General features: G+C 64.4%; 20 protein-coding genes. 14 read left to right on the forward strand and 6 right to left on the reverse strand.

Annotated features, from left to right (window positions below):
- Positions 1 to 17 precede the first annotated feature (17 nt).
- The 3 genes from AAG612_RS01380 to AAG612_RS01390 all read left to right on the forward strand — a co-directional run bounded on the left by AAG612_RS01380 (position 18) and on the right by AAG612_RS01390 (position 3,640).
- On the forward strand, positions 18 to 758 hold the full coding sequence (locus AAG612_RS01380; protein WP_342506506.1) for a hypothetical protein: 741 nt from the start codon (positions 18 to 20) through the stop codon (positions 756 to 758).
- Positions 759 to 866: 108 nt separating this feature from the next.
- Entirely contained in the window at positions 867 to 3,458 is a 2,592-nt protein-coding gene (gene topA, locus AAG612_RS01385; protein WP_342506508.1) for a type I DNA topoisomerase, read from the forward strand.
- Complete coding sequence (locus tag AAG612_RS01390) at positions 3,458 to 3,640, forward strand: hypothetical protein (RefSeq protein WP_342506510.1); 183 nt, start codon at positions 3,458 to 3,460, stop codon at positions 3,638 to 3,640. Before topA ends, AAG612_RS01390 begins: the two co-directional genes overlap by 1 nt.
- Before the next feature lie 163 nt (positions 3,641 to 3,803).
- Here the strand turns inward: AAG612_RS01390 and AAG612_RS01395 are convergent, their stop codons facing one another.
- From AAG612_RS01395 to lepB, 4 genes are read right to left on the reverse strand one after another with little or no spacing between them, the layout of a single operon-like run.
- Complete coding sequence (locus tag AAG612_RS01395) at positions 3,804 to 4,226, reverse strand: hypothetical protein (protein ID WP_342506512.1); 423 nt, start codon at positions 4,224 to 4,226, stop codon at positions 3,804 to 3,806.
- A 42-nt stretch (positions 4,227 to 4,268) separates the two neighbouring features.
- Positions 4,269 to 5,213, reverse strand: a complete 945-nt coding sequence (gene era / locus AAG612_RS01400; RefSeq protein ID WP_342506514.1) for a GTPase Era — start codon at positions 5,211 to 5,213, stop codon at positions 4,269 to 4,271.
- Positions 5,214 to 5,258: 45 nt separating this feature from the next.
- On the reverse strand, positions 5,259 to 5,930 hold the full coding sequence (gene rnc, locus AAG612_RS01405; RefSeq protein WP_342506516.1) for a ribonuclease III: 672 nt from the start codon (positions 5,928 to 5,930) through the stop codon (positions 5,259 to 5,261).
- Positions 5,927 to 6,760, reverse strand: coding sequence for a signal peptidase I (gene lepB, locus AAG612_RS01410; protein WP_342506518.1), 834 nt, complete (start codon positions 6,758 to 6,760; stop codon positions 5,927 to 5,929). Before lepB ends, rnc begins: the two co-directional genes overlap by 4 nt.
- A gap of 52 nt (positions 6,761 to 6,812) precedes the next feature.
- On the opposite strand from lepB, the gene pgi reads away from it, so the two are divergent.
- The 4 genes from pgi to AAG612_RS01430 all read left to right on the forward strand — a co-directional run bounded on the left by pgi (position 6,813) and on the right by AAG612_RS01430 (position 10,495).
- The gene (gene pgi / locus AAG612_RS01415; RefSeq protein ID WP_342506520.1) at positions 6,813 to 8,354 is read left to right on the forward strand and encodes a glucose-6-phosphate isomerase; all 1,542 of its coding nucleotides are present in this window, start codon (positions 6,813 to 6,815) and stop codon (positions 8,352 to 8,354) included.
- Positions 8,355 to 8,464: 110 nt separating this feature from the next.
- Positions 8,465 to 9,094, forward strand: a complete 630-nt coding sequence (locus AAG612_RS01420; protein ID WP_342506522.1) for an EF-hand domain-containing protein — start codon at positions 8,465 to 8,467, stop codon at positions 9,092 to 9,094.
- A 302-nt stretch (positions 9,095 to 9,396) separates the two neighbouring features.
- Entirely contained in the window at positions 9,397 to 10,299 is a 903-nt protein-coding gene (locus tag AAG612_RS01425) for a PEP-CTERM sorting domain-containing protein (RefSeq protein WP_342506524.1), read from the forward strand.
- Positions 10,300 to 10,357: 58 nt separating this feature from the next.
- Complete coding sequence (locus AAG612_RS01430) at positions 10,358 to 10,495, forward strand: hypothetical protein (protein ID WP_342506526.1); 138 nt, start codon at positions 10,358 to 10,360, stop codon at positions 10,493 to 10,495.
- Positions 10,496 to 10,512: 17 nt separating this feature from the next.
- On the opposite strand, the gene AAG612_RS01435 is transcribed toward AAG612_RS01430, so the two are convergent.
- A complete protein-coding gene (locus tag AAG612_RS01435) occupies positions 10,513 to 10,989 on the reverse strand; it encodes an MgtC/SapB family protein (RefSeq protein ID WP_342506528.1) in 477 nt (158 codons plus the stop codon).
- Between the two features lie 118 nt (positions 10,990 to 11,107).
- Between AAG612_RS01435 and AAG612_RS01440 the strand changes: the two genes are divergently transcribed.
- Complete coding sequence (locus tag AAG612_RS01440) at positions 11,108 to 11,590, forward strand: TspO/MBR family protein (protein WP_342506530.1); 483 nt, start codon at positions 11,108 to 11,110, stop codon at positions 11,588 to 11,590.
- Here AAG612_RS01440 and AAG612_RS01445 read toward each other — a convergent pair.
- Positions 11,587 to 12,669: a mechanosensitive ion channel family protein gene (locus tag AAG612_RS01445; RefSeq protein WP_342506532.1), complete on the reverse strand. Its 1,083-nt coding sequence runs from the start codon at positions 12,667 to 12,669 to the stop codon at positions 11,587 to 11,589. The genes AAG612_RS01440 and AAG612_RS01445 overlap by 4 nt on opposite strands.
- Positions 12,670 to 12,942: 273 nt before the next feature.
- Here AAG612_RS01445 and AAG612_RS01450 point away from each other — a divergent pair, with 273 nt between their 5' ends.
- The 6 genes from AAG612_RS01450 (at position 12,943) to AAG612_RS01475 (ending at position 18,827) form a co-directional block, all read left to right on the forward strand.
- Complete coding sequence (locus AAG612_RS01450; RefSeq protein WP_342506534.1) at positions 12,943 to 14,322, forward strand: DEAD/DEAH box helicase; 1,380 nt, start codon at positions 12,943 to 12,945, stop codon at positions 14,320 to 14,322.
- 76 nt (positions 14,323 to 14,398) lie between these two features.
- Complete coding sequence (locus AAG612_RS01455; protein ID WP_342506535.1) at positions 14,399 to 14,644, forward strand: helix-turn-helix transcriptional regulator; 246 nt, start codon at positions 14,399 to 14,401, stop codon at positions 14,642 to 14,644.
- Positions 14,641 to 15,138 (forward strand): hypothetical protein, encoded by a 498-nt coding sequence (locus AAG612_RS01460; RefSeq protein ID WP_342506537.1) that lies wholly within the window; start codon positions 14,641 to 14,643, stop codon positions 15,136 to 15,138. Before AAG612_RS01455 ends, AAG612_RS01460 begins: the two co-directional genes overlap by 4 nt.
- An 18-nt stretch (positions 15,139 to 15,156) precedes the next feature.
- Entirely contained in the window at positions 15,157 to 15,663 is a 507-nt protein-coding gene (locus AAG612_RS01465; protein WP_342506540.1) for a hypothetical protein, read from the forward strand.
- A 62-nt stretch (positions 15,664 to 15,725) separates the two neighbouring features.
- Positions 15,726 to 17,081, forward strand: a complete 1,356-nt coding sequence (gene gorA, locus AAG612_RS01470) for a glutathione-disulfide reductase (protein ID WP_342506542.1) — start codon at positions 15,726 to 15,728, stop codon at positions 17,079 to 17,081.
- A 213-nt stretch (positions 17,082 to 17,294) separates the two neighbouring features.
- Positions 17,295 to 18,827: an acyl-CoA carboxylase subunit beta gene (locus AAG612_RS01475; protein ID WP_342506544.1), complete on the forward strand. Its 1,533-nt coding sequence runs from the start codon at positions 17,295 to 17,297 to the stop codon at positions 18,825 to 18,827.
- The last annotated feature ends 20 nt before the right edge of the window (positions 18,828 to 18,847 follow it).

Consider the following 18,847-nt stretch of genomic DNA (forward strand, 5'->3'; position numbering starts at 1 on the left):
ACTCAGGGGGAAATCGAGTGGAACGCGAAGCCGACGTCAGTGGAATCTTGAGCCAGACGATCGAGACCGTCGGCGCAGCGGGGCGATCCGTGATTGTCTATGTGCTGGTGCTCGGTCTGCTTTCCGGATTTGGCGCGTTGTTCGGCTTCGTCTCCATGGATGACAACCTGTTTTCCATGCGCCTCTTCGAAGGCGGATTCGATACCGAAACCGTGGGCATGCTCGGTGCGCTGTTCGGTCTGGCGAACTTGGCTGTGTTCGTGATCGCCAGCTACTTTCTGCTGACACAGATGATGGCAGCGATGGGACGACCGATGCACGCCGGCGCGCGCTTCTGGAGTTTCGTCGGCTTGTCGATCCTCGCCGCGATTGGCGTGATGATCGGCTTCGTCTTTCTGGTAATCCCGGGCATCATCGTGATGGTGCGCTGGTCGGCTGCAAATGGTTACCTGCTGAGCGGAGAGCACGGTGTCACCGGGAGTCTCGGCGCGAGCTGGAAAGCCACCGACGGGCACGGGCTTTCGATCTTCGGCGCCGGGCTGCTCATCTGGATCGGGCTCGCGGTGCTCAGTTCGGGCGTGGTTATGGGGGTGGGAATTTCCGGCAGCGGCAACATGTTGTCGCCCATGTTCGCGCTCGCAATAACGCTCTCAAGCATCGTGGAATCGTTCAGCAATGCGGTGAGCTTCGCCTTCAGCATCGCGGTGTTCCACCTCCTCGCGCCGACCGACACCAGCGTAGCGGACGTGTTCGAGTAGGGCCTGCGGGCATTTAAATCGGGTGCGGGAGCGCATGCCGCTTGACGAACCGCCCAACCGATTCCCACTCTCGCGCGTACGTACACGTGAAGGAACGCCCCCACTCTTATGCAACTGGTCATCGTCGAATCGCCCGCGAAGGCGAAAACAATTGAGAAATATCTCGGCAAGGACTTCAAGGTTCTCGCCTCCTACGGGCACATCCGCGACCTGCCGCCCAAGGACGGCAGCGTGCGGCCGGACGAGGATTTCGCGATGGATTGGGAGATCTATTCCGACCAGCGCAAGCGTAGCCAGGTGAAGGCCATCGCCGATGCGGCGAAGAATGCCGACCGCCTCGTCCTCGCAACCGACCCCGACCGCGAGGGGGAAGCGATTAGCTGGCACGTGCTGGACATGCTCAAGAAGCGTAAAAGCCTGCCGACCAATGTCGACCGGGTGACCTTCAACGCGATCACCAAGGGCGCGGTGACCGAGGCGATGAAGAAGCCGCGCGCGCTCGACCAGGATCTGATCGACGCCTATCTCGCGCGCCGCGCGCTCGATTACCTGTTCGGCTTCACGCTTTCGCCCGTGCTGTGGCGCAAGCTGCCCGGCGCGAAGTCGGCAGGCCGCGTGCAGTCGGTCGCGCTGCGCATCATCGTCGACCGCGAGCGCGAGATCGAGGCGTTCAAGGCCGAGGAATACTGGTCGATCATCGCCAGTTTCGAACAGGACGGCACGCCGTTCACCGCGCGGCTGGTCACGCTCGACGGCAAGAAGCTCGACAAGATGACGCTCGGCGACGAGGGCAGCGCGATGGCCGCCAAGCAGGCGGTCGAAGACGGGCGCTTCACGGTCGAGGGGATCGAGACCAAGCCGGTCAAGCGCAACCCCGCGCCGCCGTTCACCACCTCGACCTTGCAGCAGGAGGCCGCGCGCAAGCTCGGCTTCTCCGCCAGCCACACGATGCGCTGCGCGCAAGGCCTCTACGAAGCAGGCACGATCACCTACATGCGTACCGACGGCGTGAGCATGGACCAGAGCGCCATCGACGCCTGCCGCGACGCGATCACCGATCGCTATTCCGCCGAGTATCGCCCTGAAAAACCGCGTTATTACAAGACCAAGGCGAAGAATGCTCAGGAAGCGCACGAAGCGATCCGGCCGACCGACTTCCGTAAGGACAAGGCAGGCTCGGGCGACGAAGCGCGCCTGTACGACCTGATCTTTAAGCGCGCGCTGGCGAGCCAGATGGCGACCGCGCAGCTCGAACGCACCACGGTCACCCTGACCGAGGGTAGCGGGCAGCACTCGCTTCGCGCGACCGGCCAGGTGGTGAAGTTCCCCGGCTTCCTCGCGGTCTATCAGGAAAGCTTCGACGACAAGGATGACGAGGACGGCGGCCTGCTGCCGCACATGCGCGAAGGCGATGCCCCGGCGCGCAAAAGCGTCGAGGCGAACCAGCACTTCACCCAGCCGCCGCCACGCTATTCCGAAGCCTCGCTGGTCAAGCAGCTGGAGGAGCTGGGCATCGGGCGTCCGTCCACCTACGCCTCCACCATCCAGACGCTGCGCGACCGCGAATATGTCCGGATCGAGAAGAATCGCTTCTTCGCCGAGGAATCGGGCCGGTTGCTGACCGCCTTCCTCGAACGCTTCTTCCCCACCTACGTCGCCTACGACTTCACGGCGGGGATGGAGGAAGAGCTCGACGACGTCTCCGGCGGGCGCGCCGAGTGGAAGGCGATCCTCGAAGCGTTCTGGAAGGACTTCAAGCCGAAGTCCGACGAGGTGATGGAGCAGAAGCCGTCGGACATCACGGCGGTGCTCGACACCTTCCTGTCAGACTATCTGTTTCCCGAACGTGAGGACGGCAAGGACGCACGCTTCTGCCCGCTTTGCGACAAGGAAGGCCGCGCCGGGGGCCGCCTGCACCTTCGTGGTGGGCGCTTTGGCGCGTTTGTCGCCTGTGAAAACTATCCTGAGTGCAAGTTCACGCGTCGCTTCGCGCAGCCCGGCAGCGACTCCGACGAGGTGGCCGAGGACGCGGTGCTGGGCAACGACCCGGAAACGGGCCTGCCGGTCGAGCGCAAGACGGGCCGCTTCGGGCCGTACCTGCAGCTGGGCGAGGGCAAGGAAGCCAAGCGCGCGAGCATCCCCAAGGATGTGCCCGAGCTCGATCTGGAGATGGCGCTCAAGCTGCTCAGCCTGCCGCGGATCGTCGGCCAGCATCCGGAGACGGGCAATGATATCGAAGCGAGTATAGGACGTTACGGCCCGTACCTGCGGCACGATGGCAAGTACGCCAAGCTCACCAGCACGGCCGACGTATTCGACACCGGCATGAACGCCGCGGTCACGCTCCTCGCCGAAGCGGCGCAAAAGGGCGGCCGCGGCCGCGCGAAGGCGGAGCCGATCAAGGTGCTCGGCAAGCACCCGACCTCCGAGGCCGAGATGAAGGTGATGCCGGGCCGCTACGGCCCCTACGTCACCGACGGCACGACCAACGCGACCATCCCCAAGGATGTGAAGCCCGAGGACGTGACCGAGGAGCAGGCGATCGAACTGATCAACGCTCGCGCCGCCAAGGGACCGGCGAAGAAAAAGAAAAAGGCGCCCGCCAAGAAGAAGGCTCCGGCGAAGAAAGCCGCTGCGAAAAAACCTGCCGCGAAGAAGGCTCCAGCGAAGAAGGCTGCCGCGAAGAAGGCGGACGACTGATGGCGAAGGACAAGTTCGAGCGGCACAAGCAGCCCTGGACGGGCGAGGAGGCGGGCCAGCTGAAAACGCTCGCCTCCAAGGGCCATGGCCTCAAGCAGATCGCCAAGGCGCTCAATCGCAGCGAGGAATCGACTAAAGACTTCGCGAAGAAGAACAAGATCGCGATCGCGAAGAAGCGGTAAGAGCGGCCCCTCCGAGCCGCTGCCTAACGGCACCGGCCCACCTCCCCATTTGGCTACGCAAAATGAGGAGGACTGTCTTGGTGTGATCCTCCCCGCTTTGCGGCAGGCCAAGTGGGGAGGTGGCAGCCGCGCAAGCGGCTGACGGAGGGGTTCTTTAGTTCCCCTACTGCGCCACCGGCACCTCTGTGATCACCGCCACCGGGCGGTCGCCGCAGGAAATCATGATCTCGCGGATTTGCGAATAGGGAGTCGGTTCGGCGTAGCGGACCTCGGTCGAGGTGATGACCTGCGTCGTCATGCCGTCGGGCGGGGTGGCTTCGAGCTGGAAGCGCAAGCCGGGCGGCTGCATGCGGTCGGCGGGGCCTCCCACGAGTTCCACCGTATAGCCGGGCGTGGGCATGTCGACCGTGCCCTGGATATGCAGCGTCGGTTTTGAACCGGGGCCGGGCATCGCGCTGATCCATGCCTGCCAGCCGCGGCTGACATTGGGGCAGGTGGCCGACCCCTCGTTGGGGACGGTGACACACCCGCTCAGCGCAAGGCAGGCGGCAATGGCAAGAAACGGGGCGGGGGTGGCGCAACGCATAAGAAGTCTCCGGGGGGTTGGATTTGCCGAAATGTAGGCCCGTCACTTCGTCCAGTCGAGGCCCATTTCCTCGAACATTTCCTTGTCGTCGGCCCAGTTTTCGGTCGCTTTGACATGCAGGAACAGGTGGACCTTGCGGCCCAGCAGCTCGCTCAGTTCCTCGCGCGCTGCCTGCCCGATCGACTTGATCATCTTGCCGCCCTTGCCAAGCACGATCATCCGCTGGTTGTCGCGTGCGACGATGATCTGCTGGTGAATCTCGACGCTGCCATCCTTGCGCTCGATATATTTCTCGGGCCGCACCATGGAATCGTAGGGCAGTTCCTCGTGCAACTGGCGGTAGAGCTGCTCGCGCGTGATCTCGGTCGCGAGCAGGCGTTCGGATGCGTCGGAGACCTGGTCTTCGGGGTACATCCACACGCCTTCGGGCATCAACTGCACCAGCGCGTCCTTCAGTTCCACCACGCCATCGCCGGTCAGCGCGGAGATGAAGTAGATTTCGCTGAACTCGACCTTGGCCGAAAGCTCTTCCGCCAGCGCCAGCAGCGGTTCCTTCTTGGCCTTGTCGACCTTGTTGAGGACGAGGATCTTTTTCTCGGGCCGCTCGGCCAGCTGTTCCAGCAGCGGCTCCAGCTCGTGGCGCCGCTGCTTGATCGGATCGACCAGCAGCAGCACGGCATCCGCGCTTTGCGCGCCTTCCCACGCCGCGCTCACCATCGCGCGGTCGAGCCGCCGACGCGGCGCGAAGATGCCTGGCGTGTCGACCAGGATGATCTGCGTGTTCGCATCATCGCTTTCATGCAGTGCGATGCCCAGCATGCGGGCGCGGGTGGTCTGCGCCTTGGCGCTGACGATCGCGACCTTCTGGCCCACCAGCGCGTTGACCAGCGTCGACTTGCCCGCATTGGGCGCGCCCAGCACGGCAACGACGCCGCATTTTTGCTTATCACTGCCGCTTGTGGCGGGTGTCTCGGTCCTGTCTGTCATATCCCGCTCGTCCTGAGCCTGTCGAAGGGCGAGCGCAAGCGCACACTAACCATACTGCTCCATAAACGCTTTCGCGGCGGCCGTCTCGGCCTCCTGCTTGCTGCTGGCGGTCGCCTCTGCCTCGCCGACCTTGTTGACCGAGACGCGCACGGTGAAGCGCGCGTTGTGATCGGGGCCGGACCGGTCGACCAGAGCATATTCTGGTGGCCGCCGGCGATTGCCCGCCGCCCATTCCTGCAACGCGGACTTGGGATGCTTCGCGCGGCCGGCATCGCCTTCCACATCGTCGGCCCAAAGCTCGTGGATCAGCGTCCGCGCGCTTTCGAACCCGGCTTCGCGCATCTGCGCGCCGAGCAGCGATTCCATAACGTCGCCGAGGATATTGTCGCTATCCGCCGCGCCATCGTCGCGCGCCTGCCGCCCCAGCCGCACATGATCGGGCACGCCGATCTTGCGCGCCACGCGGGCACAGGCGCCCTTGCTGACGAGCGCGTTGAGCCGCTGCGCCAGCTTGCCCTCGGCGTCGGCGTGCTGGGTGTCGAACAGCCATTCCGCAATGGCGAGGCCCAGCACCCGGTCGCCGAGAAATTCCAGCCGCTGGTAATCGCGTTTCTCGCCGAGGCTGCCGTGCGTCAGCGCCTCGGTCCACAGCTCGGCATCGCGGGCGGCGAAGCCCCGTTCGTTCAGCCAGTCTCTGGTGGCAGCCCAGTCGCTCACAGGCTTTCTCCCATCCGGTCGCGCCGCCAGCCGGTGAACCAGGTGCCGGGATTGCGCAAGTCGCCCGATCCGTCGTTCGACCACAACACCGCGCCCGCCTGGCCAACGAGCAAATCCTGCGGGACGAAGCCGACGCCGCCGCCGGGCAGGGCGGGGAAGCGGCTGTCCATCGAGTTGTCGCGATTGTCGCCCAGCAGGAACAACTTGCCTTCGGGCACGGTGCGCGGGCCCCAGTTATCCTGCGGCGTTTTGCCGAAATTGAACACTTCGTAGCTGATCCCGGAGGGCAGGTATTCGCGATTGCGGGTGTAGCGGCAGTCGGCCCTGTCGCCAGCAGGCCGCATCTCCTCGCGCCCGCCCCACGCGCATGGCAGGTTGGGGCTGACGGGCACGATCGCATCGTCGGTGCCCGCCTGGCTCAGGATCTGGCCGTTGAGGATCACATATCCATCGCGCAGCTCCACCTCGTCGCCCGGCAGGCCGATCACGCGCTTGACGTAATCGACATGGTCCACCGGATGCTTGAAGATCACGATATCGCCTCGCTGCGGCTGCGCGGGGAACCAGCGGCCCGGTATCAGCGGAAGGTCGAATGGCAGCGAATTGCTGGAATAGCCATAGGGCCATTTCTTCGCGGCGATTGTATCGCCCGGCATCAGGCGCGGCATCATGCTTTCACTCGGGATCGTGAACAGCGAGACCCCGAAGGTGCGAATGGCGAGCGCGGTCAGCGCGACGAGCAGCACCATCGTCAGCAGCCCGGCCAGCCCGCCACCGCGCGCATCGTCGCCAGCCTTGCCCGGCATGTCCGCTTCGCCCTTTTCATCCATCGGCATTGCACCTAGGCGCTGGCAGCAGGCAGGCAACAGGATTTTTTGCGATATGAGCGATAGCAAGACGGCAGCTTGGCAGCGGATCGAGGGCTCGCCTCGGGAGAGCCTGACCGCCCTGTTCGGCGGCGACGAAAACCGGGTGGAACGCCTATCGGGCCGGATCGGCTGGGGAGCGGGCGAGGACGCCGCCGGCATCCGCTTCGACTGGTCCAAGACGCACCTGACCGACGATTTGCTCGGCGCATTCGAGGAACTGGCACAGGCAAGCGATTTCGAGGCCAGGCGTGCCGCGCTGTTCGCGGGAGAGGCGATCAACGTAACAGAAGGCCGCGCGGCGGAGCATACCGCGCAGCGCGGCTCCGGCAGCGAGGCGAGTGTCGAGGAAGCGCAGGCGCTGCTCGCGCGGATGCAGATGCTGGTCGAGGCGATCCGCGAAGGCGCGCTGGGCGATGTGAACCATCTGATCCACATCGGCATTGGCGGCTCCGCGCTCGGCCCCGCGCTGGCGATCGACGCGCTTACCCGCGACCTGTCTTACGTCGATTGCCATGTCGTTTCGAATATCGACGGTGTCGCGCTGGAACAGGCATTTGCGACGTGCGACCCGGCGACCACGCTGGTCGCGGTCGCATCGAAGACCTTCACCACGATCGAGACGCTCACCAATGCCGACAGCGCAATGCGCTGGCTGAGCGAAAACGGCGTGTCGGACCCGCATGGCCGCGTGATCGCGCTGACCGCCAATCCCGAAGGCGCGGTGGAATGGGGCGTGGACGAGACGCGCGTGCTGCCGTTCATGGAATCGGTCGGCGGGCGCTACTCGCTGTGGTCGAGCATCGGTTTCCCGGTCGCGCTGGCCGCCGGGTGGGACGAATTCGCCGCCATGCTCGAAGGTGCGGCGGCGGTCGACGCGCATTTCCGCGACACCGATGGGCGCGACAACCTGTGCCTGCGCGCGGCCTTTGCGGACCAATACTATGCCCGCGTGCGCGGATGCCAGACGCGCGCCGTGTTCGCCTATGACGAGCGGCTCTCTCTGTTCCCCGACTATCTCCAGCAGCTGGAAATGGAGAGCAACGGCAAGCGCGTCACGTCGGCAGGCGAGCCGGTCGACGGGCCCACGGCCCCGATCACCTGGGGCGGGGTGGGCACCGACGCGCAGCACGCGGTGTTCCAGCTGTTGCATCAAGGGACGCATCTGGTGCCGGTCGACTTCATCGCGAGCATCGCACCCGGCGATGCGCTCGATCCCGCGCACCACCGCATCCTGCTGACCAACTGCTTCGCCCAAGGCGCGGCATTGATGGCGGGCGGCAACATGAGCGCCGACGGGAAAGACCCGGCACGCCAGTTCCCCGGCGACCGCCCGAGCGCCACGATGCTGTGCGACGATCTCGATGCTGCGACCCTGGGCGCGCTGATCGCCTTCCACGAACACCGCACCTTCGCCAATGCCGTGCTGATGGGCATCAACCCGTTCGACCAGTTCGGTGTCGAGCTGGGCAAGAAGATGGCGAAAGATATCGACGGGGGCGACGCGGAGTTCGATGCGAGTACCACCGCGCTGTTGGCGGCAAGCGGGTTGGGGTGACGGCGGCCCGGATGGATGATCCTTCTGCATTAACGAATGTAAGATTCTGAAAGGTTTGCCGACCCACGCGTTGGTCAGGCTGATCCGAAGGAACAAAGAAGGATGATCCGATGAAGCATCGCATTGCGATAACCGCCATGATGACCAGCGCCGCGCTGGCGCTCACCGCCTGCGGTTCGGAGGACGTCGAAAACACGCCGGTCGACGATATCGACGAGATCGTGGACGCCGATAACAACCAGACTGCCGACGACGCCTATCCGGTGGGCGACACCCTCGACGAAGATCAGCAGGCGCGGTTCGACGCGATGGACCGCCAGGCGGTCAGCGACGAATACGACACGAACCGCGACGCGATGAATGACGAGATGGACTCGAACGAAGGCGCGATGGGCAGCGATACCATGGCGGGTGGCGCTTCGGAGGACGGTTCGTCCGGCACCGGCGGCGACGGCATGACCGGCGGCAGCGGCGGCGAGTCGATGATGCCGCGCAGCCAGATGGACTTCGCCTATCTCGACCGGAACGACGACGGGCAACTGTCGGTCGCGGAATATGCGATATGGGCGCTGCCGACCGATCCGAGCGAGCCTGAGCCCAACGATGCCAAGGCGCCCTACCTGACGCAAAGCCAGATCAATGAAGCGGGCGAGACCTTCTTCTACTTCGACGAGGATGGCGACAGCTATCTTTCGCAGGCCGAATTCCAGGCGGCGCGCAATTCGGCACGCACGCCGTAAGCGGGCAAGGACGAGCTTCCCCTCCCGAGGATGCGGCTCCGGCCGGTATCGCCGGGAAACTCAGGGCGCAGGGGCTTTTCGGCTCCTGCACCCTTTGCGTTTGGCTACGTCTCTCTAATCATGTTGCACGCGTTGGTGGTGCGTGACCCGCTTTCATCGCGGTGCTAGGCCCCTTCGCCGAATAATGGTTTGCGCCGCGATCACCCCGGGGGCGATGCGGTCCGAACGACGAAGATCGATGGCGGCGATGCGGAGTTCGATGCGAGCGCCGTGGTGCTGCTGCAAGCTGCGGGGTTGAGCGAATGATCCGTTTCCTGACCGCCCTTTGCGGGGCCTGTTCTCTGATGGCCTGCGTCCCCGGTGTGGCGCAGCAGGCCCCGCCGGACATGGCGACTCAGGCGCAGGAAGCGCCCCAGCGCATCCTGTTCGTCGGCAACAGCTTCACCATGGGCGCGAATTCGGCCGTGCTGCGCTATCGGCCCGACAGCGTGGAAGATATCAATGGCGAGGGCGTCGGTGGCATCCCCGCGCTGTTTGCCAGATTCGCCGAGCAGGCCGGACTGGACTGGACGGTTGCCCACGAGACGCGCGGAGGGACGACGCTCGACTTCCATCTCAACCAACGGCGCGAGGCGATCGACCGCCCGTGGGACGTGGTGGTGATGCAGCAATTTTCGGTCCTCAACCCCCAGAAACCCGGCGATCCGGGCGACACTGTGCGCGACGCGCCCGCGCTGGCGGATATCTTCGCGGCGCAGAACGAGGATGTGCGGGTTTACCTGCTGGCGACCTGGACGCGCGCCGATCAGGCCTGGAAGCCGGAAGGTACCTGGTATGGTCAGCCGGTCGAAGCCATGGCTCTGGACGTGCGGCGCGGGCTCGACATGGCCGATGCCGCATCGGACGAGATCGACGCGGTGATCCCGGTTGGCGAGGCGTGGAATCGCGCGATGGCGGAAGGCGTGGCCGACCCGAACCCCTATGACGGGCGCGCTTATGGGCAGGTCGATCTGTGGAGCTACGACCATTACCACGCCAGCGCTGAAGGCTCTTACCTCGAAGCGCTGGTGATCTTCGCGCAGGTGACCGGCTTCGATGTGCGCCAGTTCGGTTCTCAGGAGCGTGCGGCGCACGAGTTGGGGATCGATCCCAAGGTGGCCGATGCACTGCAGAAGACCGCCATGGCGCAGCTGGCCGCGGAGTAGTGGGCTGCCGCAGGAACCGGTGTTCCGGTGGCCCACGCGCCTTATTACCTGCTGGCCGATGTCGGATATCGCCGGTTCGTTGCGTGAGCTCGCCAGCGGCTACGTGCATGACCATCGGGTGCGGGTTGTGGTTTCGTACGTTGCGGGGTTGATCCTGTTCGCCCTCGACGCCGCGCTGAACTTTGGCCCGGTATAATTCCGGAGGTACAGGCCTCAGTCGCCATCGAGCTTGCGCTCTCGCTGGCCCAGCCACCCTTCGACAAAACGCATGATCGTGATGATCACCAGGCTAATGATCGCCAGCACCAAGACCAGCGGCCACTGGCCCAGTCCGCAGGCCAGCCCGATGACGGTCGCCAGCCATAAGTGCGCGGCGGTGGTGAGATTGTGGACCTTGCCGCGGCTGAACACGATCAGGCCCGCTCCGACGATCCCGATGAAGCCCGCAGCCGCTTCGAACATGCGCAGCGGATCTACCCTTGGTGCATCGAGCTGGTTGTAGAGCGCCATCACCGAGACCGCCATACCCGCAGCCGCAACGCAGACCAGTCCGTGGGTGCGCATGCCCGCCGCATGACCGCGCCATTCGCGGTCGAAGCCGACGATCAGGCCCAGCACTGCCGCCGCGCCAAGCCGCATCAGGATTTCCGTGTCGAGCATTTCGAGCGGGAAGGCAGGATTGAGTTCCATATGCCTATCGAGTGCGTGACCAGGGATTTGGTTTCGAACTCGCCGCTTGTCAGGGAGTCGGCTGCCCCCTTCGCAGTGTTCGATTGCCAAGCATCTGGCGTCGGCCTAGCATCGCTCCATGACATTCCCGATCATTTTCGCCGTCGTCTGGGCGATCGTCCTGACCGCCGGCGGCGGGCTGCTCACCAGTATCGGCGAATGGTATCACGATCTGGACAAGCCCAGCTGGCAGCCGCCCGACTGGCTGTTCGGCCCGGCGTGGACGGTGATCCTGGTATTGGCGGCGTGGGCCTTCGTGCTTGCCTGGAATGGTGCCCCCGAAGCGGATCGCCCGCTGCTGATCGGCCTCTACCTCGCCAACGGGCTGTTCCATTTCCTCTGGTCGCCGCTTTTCTTCACCGCGAAACGTCCCGACTGGGCGCTGATCGAGGTGCCGTTCCTGTGGCTTTCGGTTCTGGCGCTGAGCGTCTTCCTGCGCGAATGGTCGGTCGCGGCAAGCTGGATGATCGTGCCCTACCTCGCGTGGGTGAGCTTCGCGTCGATCCTCAACTGGAAGATCGTGAAGCTGAACGGGCCATTCGGGCGCAAAGCCGCCGCTTAGGCTGACGGTTCGGGCTCGGGCTCCTCGACCAGCCGCAGCTTGGCGAAATCCTGCGGGCGATTGTCCGCCAGCCATTCCATCATGCCTTCGCGGATGTCGCATCTGAGGTCGAACAAAGTGGGCGAGTTCTTCGCGCTCATCAGCAGACGCACTTCCTTGGAATCGCGCGTGGTCTCGGTCACCTGCACCACCTTCACGCGGCCATCCCAGCGCTCGTTCGCTTCGACCTGCCGGTAAAACTCCTCGCGGATCGGGCCGATTTTCGCCTTGGGATCGAGATGAAGGAACACCGTGCCGAGCAGATTGGCAGTCTGCTTGGTCCAGTTCTGGAAGGGTTTCTCGAGGAAATAGGACGTAGGCACCACCAGCCGCCGCTCGTCCCAGATCTTCACCACCACGTAGGTGGTGCGGATATCCTCGATCCAGCCCCATTCGCCTTCGAGCACGACGGCATCGTCGATATTGATCGGCTCGGTCAGCGCCATCTGCACGCCTGCGATCAGCGATTTGAGCGCGGGCTGCGCGGCGGCTCCGACCGCGAGACCGGCTAGGCCCGCCGAGGCGACCAGCGTCACCCCGATGTCGCGCACGCCGGGGATCGCCAGGAGCATCAGGCCCACGGTCACGAAGACGATGATGAAGGTCGCGATGCGGCTGAACATCGTCAGCTTGGTGCGTTTGCGCCGGGCCTTGAGATTGTCGGCCACCGAAATGTCGGCCTTCAGCTTCGCCGCCTCGACCAGCGCACGCACGATGGCGAGCGCCATCCATCCGACGACGGCAGGCAGCACGAAGGTGGCGATATCCGACCAGACCTCGCGCAGTTCGGGCACTTCGCGCGCTGCCAGCATCAGCCCGAGGACGACGAAAGCGAGCCGGGTGGGGCGGTGGAGATACCTGACGACGATATCGTCGGCCGATGCGTCGGTGCGTCGCGCGACGCGTCGCAGCAGGAAGAACACGGCGGCATGCAACCCCAGCGCCAGAGCCACCGCGATACCCGCCGCGAGCGCCGCATGCAGCGGGTCCGCCAGCAGTTGCGTGCCCTTGTCGATGGTATCTCCGATGGGTTCGATCACGTCCCGTCTCCCTCGTTCCTGCCGACCAACGCATATCGGCGGCAATCTGTTTCGCAGTTGCGAAAGGGATTCGATTGACTTTCAGGCTGCAATGCACCATCTGCGGCGAGAACGAAGCGCGAATGCCAGCGTGAAGTGACGGATGCGAAACCTGTCATCCGATCCCGGCAGCGCTTCGATTTTCTCCAGACTTCCCTTTTCACGCGGGTGGTTACAACCCCCGCGCCGCGCAGGCTTTGTCCGTGCGCGCCGCATATTTTGCGAGTTCAATACATGACAACCACTTTCGACCAGCTCGGCCTGTCGCAGCCCGTTCTTCAGGCGCTCGACCTGCAGGGCTACAAAGAACCCACGCCGATTCAGGCGCAGGCCATTCCTCCAGTGCTCGAAGGGCGCGACCTTCTGGGTATCGCGCAGACCGGCACCGGCAAGACCGCCGCCTTCATGCTGCCCAGCATCGACCGGCTGCGCGACGCCGGCAACCAGACCCCGTTCAAGTCCTGCCGCATGCTGGTGCTCGCACCGACGCGCGAACTCGCGGGCCAGATCGCGCAGAGCGCCAAGGATTACGGCGCGCTCGCGGGCCTCAAGGTCCAGTCGATCGTCGGCGGCACCTCGGTCAACAAGGATCGCAACAAGCTGCACCGCGGGTGCGACATTCTCGTCGCGACGCCGGGCCGCCTGCTCGACCTGATCGACCAGCGCGCCTTCAACCTCGATGGCGTGGAAATCCTCGTTCTCGACGAAGCGGACCAGATGCTCGACCTCGGCTTCATCCATGCGCTGCGCAAGATCAATGACCTGACCCCGAAGGATCGCCAGACGCTGTTCTTCAGCGCGACGATGCCCAAGGCGATCAAGGAACTGGTGAGCCAATATTGCCGCAACCCGGTGCAGGTTTCGGTCACGCCGGAAAGCACCACGGCGGAGCGGATCGACCAGTACCTCTTCATGGTCCAGCAGGACGAAAAGCAGAGCCTGCTCGAACTGATCCTGTCGGGCCGCCACGAAATCCCCGGCAAGATCGAGCGCGTCTTGGTATTCGCGCGCACCAAGCACGGCTGCGACCGGGTGGTGAAGAAGCTGGCGCAGGTGAACATCGCCGCCAACGCGATCCACGGCAACAAGAGCCAGCCGCAGCGCGAACGCGCACTCGACGAATTCAAGCGGGCGAAGACCCCGGTGCTGGTGGCGACCGATGTCGCGGCGCGGGGGATCGACATCCCCGGCGTCAGCCACGTCATCAACTACGAACTGCCCAACGTCCCCGAGCAGTATGTGCACCGCATCGGGCGGACCGCGCGTGCGGGTGCCGACGGCATCGCCATTGCCTTCTGTGCCGAGGACGAGCGGCAGTATCTCAAGGATATCCGCAAGACGACCGATGCGGAGTTCGAACGCCTGCCCCTGCCGGACAACTTCCGCGCGGTGGTTGAAGGCGTCGGTCCGACCAAGCCTGCACCCAAGCAGCAGCGTGGCCAGCGGGTGAAGCCCAAGCCGATGGGCGACGGCGCGCGGCGGCCCAAGAACAAGCACCCGGCGCGCAAGGGCAAGCCGCAGGGCTCGGGCGGTCAGGGTCGTGGCGGCCCCGGTGGCGGCCAGCGCCGACGTAACAACCGTTCCGGCGGCCAGCGCTCGGGCGGGCAGGGCTGACTCTGCACCAATATGCCTTGATATGACACAACATCGATTTGTTGCGTTTACATAACGATTTGCGTATCACCCTCACATGTCGAGGGTGATACACAATCGAATCGCCATGTTCCGCGCCGATGCGGGGCTTAGCCGACGCGAGCTGGCCGATGCCGTCGGGGTCAATCCCCAGACCATCGGCTTTCTCGAACGTGGCGACTACAAGCCCAGCCTCGAACTCGCGCTCGCCATCGCTCAGCACTTCGGTGTGGCGGTGGAGCATGTGTTCTCGTTCGATCCATTCCCCTCGCTGTCGCAGCAACTGAAGGGAGAGGGTCGATGAGCTACAAGGGTGACATAATCGCGCGTAGCGGAGAACGGTTGACCGACTGGGCCTGGTCGGGGCGGCTTTCCCCCCGATGGGTCATCGCGATCGCCACGGTCTGGCTGCTGATCGTCTGGACCTTCGGCATTTTGATAGCCGTCTACGATGTCGACTTCGAGATGGTTTTGCCGCTTGCCTTGCTCATGCCGGGTAATGTCCTCGGGGTGACCTTCCTCGGCCGCCGCCAGGGCGAGCCACCGGCGGACGAATGGCAGCGAGCAAGGCGCGACAGGGCCTTCATGTGGGGCGGAAATCTGACGCTCGGCCTGGTTGTCCTGTGGCTCGCTTCGACCATGGGTTTCGCGGAAGCCTCGTGGTTCTGGCAGCCGCAGACGCAGGGCGACTGGATGGCGGCCTTCCTGCTGGTCGTCACCACCTGGTTGAGCCTGACGACGATTGCGGCAGCCTGGCTGACGCCATCCTACGCCGCCGATCTCGATGATGACGACTGAACGCGACGGGCCGTAACTATGCCGTATCAAGGGAACCCGAACCACCAGTGGATGGATCGCGTCGCAAGAACGCTGACCGGCCGCCAGGTGCATACCGGGCGGATCGGCCCGAAGGCGCTCATAGCCAGCGCGCTGATCTTCATGGCGGTCGGCATATGCGGTCTGTGGCTGATGGTGGCGGGCAGCGATCTGGGCGCGAGTCTGATCTACTGCGCCGCAATCGGAACGCTCGCCCTCAAGCTCACGGGGGACTGGCGGGCACGCAGGGACGACCCGCTGGATGAGCGGGAACGAGCGATTTACTGGAAGGCCAACGCGGTCGGTGCGGCCGTACCTCTGGTCGGAATGATTATCTGGCTGCTGTTTCTGAGCACCTCTGCCGGCGATGGCCTTCGGCGGCCCAGCCGGGATTACGAATTCAGCGGCCTGGCCTTTTTCCTGCTTGCCGCGATGCTCCAGCTCGCGATGATCGTGATCGGATTATCGACCCCGTCCTATGCGGCGGACCTCGACGAACACGACTGACGGTTGGCATCGGGCCTCCTCGCAGCCATATCGCCCGCTCACCCGAGCAGGAGCGCGAGCCCATGGCGAACAACGAATACGACTACGACCTCTTTACCATCGGCGCAGGCTCGGGCGGGGTGCGCGCAAGCCGCGTGTCTGCTGCCCATGGGGCCAAGGTCGCCATCGCCGAAGAGCATCGGGTCGGCGGCACTTGCGTGATCCGCGGCTGCGTGCCCAAGAAGATGCTGGTCTACGGCGCGCATTTCGCGGAAGACCTCGAAGACTGCCAGCGGTTCGGCTGGGATATCGGCGAGCGCAAGTTCGATTGGATCAAGCTGCGCGACAACGTGCTGGAAGACGTCACCCGGATCGAGGGGGCCTATACCAACACGCTGGAAAGCCACGATGTGGAAATCTTCAAGGAGCGCGCCGAGATTACCGGCCCGCACGAGATCACGCTGGCGAGCGGCAAGACCGTCACCGCAAAGCACATCCTGATTGCCACCGGCGCGCGTCCTCGCATGCCCGAGTGCCAGGGCGCCGAACACGCCATCTCGTCCAACGAGGCGTTCCATCTCGACGAACTGCCCAAGAAGATCATCATCGCGGGCGGTGGCTATATCGCCAACGAGTTCGCAGGCATTTTCAACGAGTTCGGCTGCGATGTTCACATCGTCAACCGGGGCGACCGCCTGCTGCGCAGCTATGACGAGGCGTTGCGCGACCGGTTGCTGCAGATCAGCACCATGAAGGGGATCAAGTTCCGCTTCAACACGCACTTCGAATATATCAAGCCGTGCGATGAAGGCGGCTATTTCGTGAAGCTGTCCGATTGCGACGAGGAAAAGGCGGACCTGGTGATGTTCGCCGTAGGCCGCATTCCCAACACCGAGGGGCTTGGGCTGGAAAACGCCGGGGTCGAGCTGGGCGAGGGCGGCGAGATCAAGGTCGACCGGTTCAGCAAGACCAATGTCGATCACATCTATGCCGTGGGCGACGTGACCGACCGTGTGCAGCTGACCCCGGTGGCGATCCGCGAGGGGCAGGCCTTTGCCGACACCGTGTTCGGCGGCGGAGAGCCCGTCGCGGTCGACCATTCCTGCGTCCCCAGCGCGGTGTTCAGCCACCCGCCGATCGCCGCGGTGGGCATGACCGAGGGTGAGGCGAAGAACCAGCTGGGCAGCGTGAAGGTCTACCTGTCGGACTTCCGCCCGATGAAGAACGTGCTGGCGGGCCGTAACGAACGCAGCCTGATGAAGATGGTATGCGACGGCGATTCCGGCCGCATCGTCGGCATCCACATGATCGCGCCCGAAGCGCCCGAAATGATGCAGGCCGCCGCGATTGCGGTGAAGGCCGGGCTGACCAAGGCGGACTTCGATTCGACCGTCGCGATCCACCCGACCATGGCCGAAGAACTGGTGCTTATGCGGTAGGTGTTCCCCCTCATCCAATTGCGGCTAGGCTCCTGCGTCGCCGAGCCTCCATATCCTTCTCCCGAGGGAGAAGGATGGCGCAGCTTGCGCCGCAGGTGCTAGCGAAGCCTGGATGAGGGGTCTTAGCCTCCACCCCCCCACCGCGAACTCCCGATTGGCTTGACCCTGTGCGCCGCCCGAGCCTAACCCCCTCTGGCGCAACAGGAGCACCGAATGTCAGCCAATATTGCCGAAATGGAACGCCGCCGCGAAGCCGCCCGCATGGGCGGCGGTCAGAAGCGGATCGATGCGCAGCACGCCAAGGGCAAGCTGACCGCGCGTGAGCGGCTCGACGTGCTGCTGGACGAGGGGAGCTTCGAGGAGCTCGACACCTATGTGGTCCACGACTGCACCGATTTCGGCATGGAAGACCAGCAGATCATGGGTGACGGCGTCGTCACCGGGTCTGGCACGATCAACGGCCGGCTGGTCTATGTCTTCAGCCAGGATTTCACCGTCTTCGGCGGATCGCTGTCCAAACGCCATGCGGAGAAGATCTGCAAGGTGATGGACACCGCGATGAAGGTCGGCGCGCCGGTGATCGGCCTCAACGATTCGGGCGGCGCGCGTATTCAGGAAGGCGTCGCCTCGCTCGGCGGCTATGCCGAGGTGTTCCAGCGCAACGTGCTCGCCAGCGGCGTCATCCCGCAGATCAGCGTCATCATGGGGCCGTGCGCGGGCGGCGCGGTCTATTCCCCTGCGATGACCGACTTCATCTTCATGGTGAAGGACAGCTCCTACATGTTCGTGACCGGTCCGGACGTGGTGAAGACCGTCACCAACGAAGTCGTCACGCAGGAAGAGCTGGGCGGTGCGGTGACGCACACCACCAAGACCAGCGTTGCGGACGATGCGTTCGAGAACGACATCGAAACGCTGATGGCGACGCGCCGCTTCTTCGACTTCCTCCCGCTGTCGAACCGCGAGCCGGTGCCCGAAATGCCGACGAGCGATCCGTGGGACCGTCGCGAGGACAGCCTCGACACGCTGATCCCCGACAATGCGAACCAGCCCTACGACATGCACGAGGTGATCGCGAAGGTGCTGGATGACGGCGATTTCTTCGAGATCCAGCCCAAGCATGCGGGCAACATCATCTGCGGCTTCGGGCGTGTGGAAGGCCGCACCGTGGGCGTGGTCGCCAACCAGCCGCTGGTGCTGGCGGGCGTGCTCGACATCAACTCGTCCAAGAAGGCCGCGCGCTTCGTGCGTTTCTGCGACGCGTTCGACATTCCGATCGTGACCTTCGTCGACGTGCCGGGCTTCCTCCCCGGCACCAGCCAGGAACTCGGCGGCATCATCAAGCACGGCGCGAAGCTGCTGTTCGCCTATGCCGAGGCGACCGTGCCCAAGATCACCGTCATCACCCGCAAGGCCTATGGCGGCGCGTATGACGTGATGGCGTCCAAACACCTGCGCGGCGACCTCAACTACGCCTGGCCGACCGCCGAGATCGCGGTGATGGGCGCGAAGGGCGCGGTGGAGATCATCTTCCGCCAGGACCGCGACGATCCCGAAAAGATCGCCGAGAAGACCAAGGAATACGAAGACCGCTTCGCCAACCCATTCGTGGCGGCTTCACGCGGCTATATCGACGAGGTGATCTACCCGCACTCGACCCGGCGGCGGATTGCTTTGGGGCTGCGGAAGCTGCGCGGCAAGGAGCTGAGCAACCCGTGGAAGAAGCACGATAATATTCCGTTGTGAACGGATTTGGACGGTCGAAG

This window comes from Citromicrobium bathyomarinum (genome assembly GCF_038594605.1).
In the GTDB taxonomy this organism is placed as follows: domain Bacteria; phylum Pseudomonadota; class Alphaproteobacteria; order Sphingomonadales; family Sphingomonadaceae; genus Alteriqipengyuania; species Alteriqipengyuania bathyomarina_B.